Here is a 4,571-nt window from a genome sequence, read left to right on the forward strand (position 1 = left end):
ATCCGCAATCTGTGCCATTCGTGACGCGGAGCGTCACGGGCGGCATACCCACCATGCTTGTGCTCCCATACCCGAGGTCTTGCTGCGACCACGGACTGTGGGAGGCGGCTTGCCGGCGATGCTTTTTCTGAAGCGACCTATCAGTGANCTTTGCGCGTCTTGCGGACTTGTGTATAACGAGCGCCAGCAATCCGGCGACGAGCTGCTCACCACCGCAATGCTGCCTTGGCTAAGCTGAACAGGCATTGGCAGGTGAGTGTTATGGACGAACCATCCGACGACGCTTCCAAAAACAAGGCCCCCACGTTCAGGCAGATGCTGCACAGCGTTCTGGCAGCCGCGTTTGGCGTGCAGAGCGGCAAGAATCGCGAGCGTGATTTCACATACGGCAAGCCTGCGCACTTTTTGCTGCTGGGGCTGTTGTTCACCGTGATTTTCGTTGCGATCCTGTTTGGCATCGTGCAACTGGTGCTTTACCTGGCGCTGGAATGAGCGTCCGGCAACATGTTTTTCAGTGAGAACGGCGAGTCTTCACCCGTCGCGCTCACGTTGAACGCTTGCAGATCGAGCCGGTAGCCTTCGCTCCGGGTCGCCTCCAGAAAACGCTGGGCATCCTGCCGTTCGACCAGATGCAGCACCTCGACTGTCCTCGCCCCGGCCTGCAGGTGAGTCTGTCGATGAGCAGTGTCATAGCGGTGCAACAGGATGATCGCCCAGCCGCCAAGGGTAAAGTGCCCGGTTGCGACGACACTGAGACGCCCATCCAACTGCGCCTGCAGTGACATGGAGGTGCCATTGATCGCGCTGAACAGAACGTCCTTGCCCGGCTGGCCGCCCCGCTCGCGCAATGCGTCCATGGCACCGAAGGCCATTTGTTCATTGGCGGACCAGACCAGACGAATGTCCGGATAGCGGTTGAACAAAACCCGCGCCTGCTCGAGCGCCCGATATCGCAACCAGCCACTGAGCACGATCTGACGCAGATGGACTTCAGGGTGCTCGGCAAGCGCACGACGCAGACCCTGTTCTCGGTACAACGAGACGGGCGTGGTGTTGGTGCCGGAAAACGCCAGCATCTCCACCGTCCCGCCTCCCGGCTGACGCGGATAAAGACTGATAAGGCGTTTGGCAGTCAGGTAACCGCCCTCTTCGTCATTGCCCACCAGACTGCCGATAAAGTCGGGATAACGCCTGGGAAGGTCACCGATGATACGAATCTGGTCTGCCGTGAGGGTGTTGTTCACAGCAAACAGTTTGACCCCGCTGCCCAGCGACAAACGCAGAATCTCCGGGGCGACGTTGAGCTCGTTGGAGAACAGCAGATAATCGGGACGTGCCTTGCCCTGCAGCGTTTCGCGCGCCATGGCGAGCAGCTTGCGGTGTCGCGGTCGGAATACAGCACCGTCAGCGTCATGTCGGTGGTGCGGGCTGCCGATTGCATGACCCGGACATAGCTGCGCCAATACCCGTCGCTCTCCGTGCCGGGACTGATAAACACCACCGTGGCTGCCCACGCCGAACTCGCCCACAGCCAGCCCATCAGGACCGCCAGACGAACCACGAACACCTTCATATACCCAGACCTTGAACCGCAGAATTGATCGCGCTATGGCAGATCTATCGGCGGCAACGGTCGGATTCTGGAGCGTGTGCAGCAAATTCTCCGGGCGCGGCTATCGCCCGCTGACCCAGAACACGGCGGCACCTACGGCCAGCAGGATAATAAAGAGAATGGCCCAGGCATCCACAGAACTGTCGGGCTTGGTCGTTTTGGGGTGCTTGCTCATCGCATCGCCTCTTGTCGGTCTTATGGGTGATTGCATATGAAAGGACTGAAGCAGGTTCTTCAGACAGTGATAACCGTCAGTTAAGTCGACAGTTGCCCACACGGCAAGCAAGGGTATGTTCAAACCCTTCAATGCTTATCGCTTTTAGTGATTTGCATATATATAAACATCACTTTTATCGATATCTGCAAACTGCTATCGTCGCCTCCGCTCCGTAGGGAGTGCGCGACCGTGCGCGCAGAATTGATCAGATGACGCAGTGGCTGCCTGCAATCGACCGCAGCGGCCCTGCTTCATTACGAAGCCTGAGAACAGGACCTATATGTACGTATACGACGATTACGATCAGAGGATCATCGAGGACCGCGTCAAGCAGTTCCGGGATCAGACCCGACGCTACCTGGCCGGGGAACTGAGCGAGGAAGAGTTTCGACCGTTGCGCCTGCAAAACGGTCTTTATGTCCAGCGTTTCGCCCCGATGCTGCGCGTGGCCGTTCCTTACGGCCAGTTGACCTCGCGCCAGGCGCGCATGATGGCGAAGATAGCCCGCGATTTCGACAAGGGTTACGCCCACATCAGTACTCGCCAGAACGTGCAGTTCAACTGGCCGGCGCTGGAAGATGTGCCGGACATTCTGGCTGAACTGGCCACTGTGCAGATGCACGCCATTCAGACCAGCGGCAACTGCCTGCGCAACGTGACCACCGATCAGTTTGCCGGTGTCGCTGCAGACGAGCTGGTCGATCCGCGTGCGTGGTGCGAAATCGTTCGCCAATGGACCACTTTCCACCCGGAATTCGCTTACCTGCCGCGCAAGTTCAAGATCGCGATCAACGGTTCGAGCGGCGACCGCGCGGCCATCGAAGTGCATGACATCGGCCTTGAGCCGCTGCGCAACGAAGCCGGCGAGCTGGGCTTCCGCGTTCTGGTCGGCGGCGGTCTGGGCCGTACGCCCGTGGTCGGTGCCTTTATCAATGAGTTCCTGCCGTGGCAGGACCTGTTGAGCTACCTCGACGCCATCCTGCGTGTGTACAACCGCTATGGACGTCGTGACAACAAATACAAGGCGCGAATCAAGATTCTGGTCAAGGCGCTGACCCCTGAAGTGTTCGCCGAGAAAGTCGAAGCGGAAATGACTCACCTGCGCGGCGGCCAGACCACCCTGACCGAGGCCGAGGTAGAGCGCGTTTCGAAGCACTTCATCGACCCGCAATACAAGGCTCTGGCCGACCAGCACGCCGAACTGGCCGCGCTGGATGCCGAGCACCCTGGCTTCGCTCGCTGGCGCCAGCGCAACGTGTTCGCACACAAGAAGCCTGGCTATGTTGCCGTGACCCTGTCGCTCAAGCCGACCGGTGTTGCACCGGGTGACGTGACCGACAAGCAGCTGGACGCCATTGCAGACCTAGCCGATCGATACAGCTTCGGCGAGCTGCGTACGTCCCACGAGCAGAACATCATTCTGGCGGACGTCGAGCAGACCGAACTGTTCACGCTGTGGAACGAACTGCGCGAAAACGGCTTCGCCACGCCGAACATCGGCCTGTTGACCGACATCATCTGCTGCCCTGGCGGCGACTTCTGCTCGCTGGCCAACGCCAAGTCGATCCCGATTGCGGAATCGATCCAGCGCCGCTTCGATGATCTGGATTACCTGTTCGACATCGGCGAACTGGACCTGAACATCTCCGGCTGCATGAACGCCTGCGGTCACCACCACGTCGGCCATATCGGCATTCTGGGCGTGGACAAGAAAGGTGAAGAGTTCTATCAGGTTTCGCTGGGTGGCAGCGCCAGCCGCGATGCCAGCCTGGGCAAGATCCTCGGCCCGTCCTTCGCTCAGGACGCCATGCCGGATGTCATCGAGAAGCTGATCGACGTGTATGTCGAGAAACGCAACGAAGACGAGCGTTTCATCGACACCTATCAGCGTATTGGCATTGACCCTTTCAAGGAGCGCGTCTATGCAGCGAATCATTAAGAACAACGAAGTCATCGATGAAACCTGGCACCTGCTGCCCAAGGACACGACCTTCGACAGCCTGTCCAACTGTGACGACCTGATCGTGCCGTTGTCGCTGTGGCGCGAACATGGTCATGCGCTCAAGGCGCGTGATGGCGGTCTGGGTGTGTGGCTGGACAGTGACGAAGAAGCCGAGGAAATCGGCGCTGACGTCGATCAGTTCCAGGTCATCGCCCTGAACTTCCCGGCGTTCACCGACGGGCGCAACTTCTCCAACGCGCGCCTGCTGCGTGACCGTTACGGTTACAAGGGTGAGCTGCGTGCCATCGGCGACGTGCTGCGCGACCAGTTGTTCTACATGCGCCGCTGCGGCTTCGACGCCTTTGCCATACGTCCCGACAAGGACCCGTACGAAGCGCTGGAAGGCCTCAAGGACTTCTCGGTGACCTACCAGGCCGCGACCGACGAGCCACTGCCTCTGTTCCGTCGCCGCTGATTGCGCCGACCCGCTGAAACAAAAAAGCCCGGGCCTTCATTGAAGGTCCGGGCTTTTTTGTTGTGGCTTGCAAAGGGTTCGTGCCTCCGCTCTGCACTGCATCCTGAAGCCGACGCGGAGCGTCCTGGGCTGCATTCCCACGCGCAGCGCTCGTCGTTATACACAAAAGTCTGCCTCAACCCTGATCGTGCCCACGCTCTGCGTGGGTATGCCGCCCGTGACGCTCCGCGTCACAAATGGCACAGACTGCGGATTCAGTGAGCCGAGCGCATGGCTCAAGTCACCTTTTCGCCCCTCGGCGACCTACTTTGACGGGGCAAAGTAG

The 4,571-nt window shown here is 59.6% G+C and carries 3 protein-coding genes and 1 pseudogene; 3 read left to right on the plus strand and 1 reads right to left on the minus strand.

The genetic code is table 11. The features are described from left to right. The first annotated feature begins 261 nt into the window (after nt 1-261). Nucleotides 262-492 (plus strand): DUF2970 domain-containing protein, encoded by a 231-nt coding sequence (locus tag AO065_RS01530; RefSeq protein WP_004884972.1) that lies wholly within the window; start codon nt 262-264, stop codon nt 490-492. Here the strand turns inward: AO065_RS01530 and AO065_RS01535 are convergent. Then, nucleotides 474-1,540, minus strand: a pseudogene (locus tag AO065_RS01535) (ABC transporter substrate-binding protein). The gene AO065_RS01530 and the pseudogene AO065_RS01535 overlap by 19 nt on opposite strands. A 569-nt stretch (nt 1,541-2,109) precedes the next feature. Between AO065_RS01535 and AO065_RS01540 the strand changes: the two are divergent. Continuing rightward, the gene (locus AO065_RS01540; protein WP_004884963.1) at nt 2,110-3,768 is read left to right on the plus strand and encodes a nitrite/sulfite reductase; all 1,659 of its coding nucleotides are present in this window, start codon (nt 2,110-2,112) and stop codon (nt 3,766-3,768) included. Next, the gene (locus tag AO065_RS01545; protein ID WP_004884959.1) at nt 3,752-4,246 is read left to right on the plus strand and encodes a DUF934 domain-containing protein; all 495 of its coding nucleotides are present in this window, start codon (nt 3,752-3,754) and stop codon (nt 4,244-4,246) included. Before AO065_RS01540 ends, AO065_RS01545 begins: the two co-directional genes overlap by 17 nt. Nucleotides 4,247-4,571 lie beyond the last annotated feature (325 nt).

Origin of the sequence: Pseudomonas viridiflava (genome assembly GCF_001642795.1) — a bacterium.
Classification (GTDB): Bacteria; Pseudomonadota; Gammaproteobacteria; order Pseudomonadales; family Pseudomonadaceae; genus Aquipseudomonas; species Aquipseudomonas viridiflava.

Excerpts from the sequence above, each read along its gene's own strand:
- AO065_RS01530 (WP_004884972.1), top strand. The coding sequence starts at position 262 with ATGGACGAACCATCCGACGACGCTTCCAAAAACAAGGCCCCCACGTTC.
- AO065_RS01540 (WP_004884963.1), top strand. The coding sequence starts at position 2,110 with ATGTACGTATACGACGATTACGATCAGAGGATCATCGAGGACCGCGTC.
- AO065_RS01545 (WP_004884959.1), top strand. The coding sequence starts at position 3,752 with ATGCAGCGAATCATTAAGAACAACGAAGTCATCGATGAAACCTGGCAC.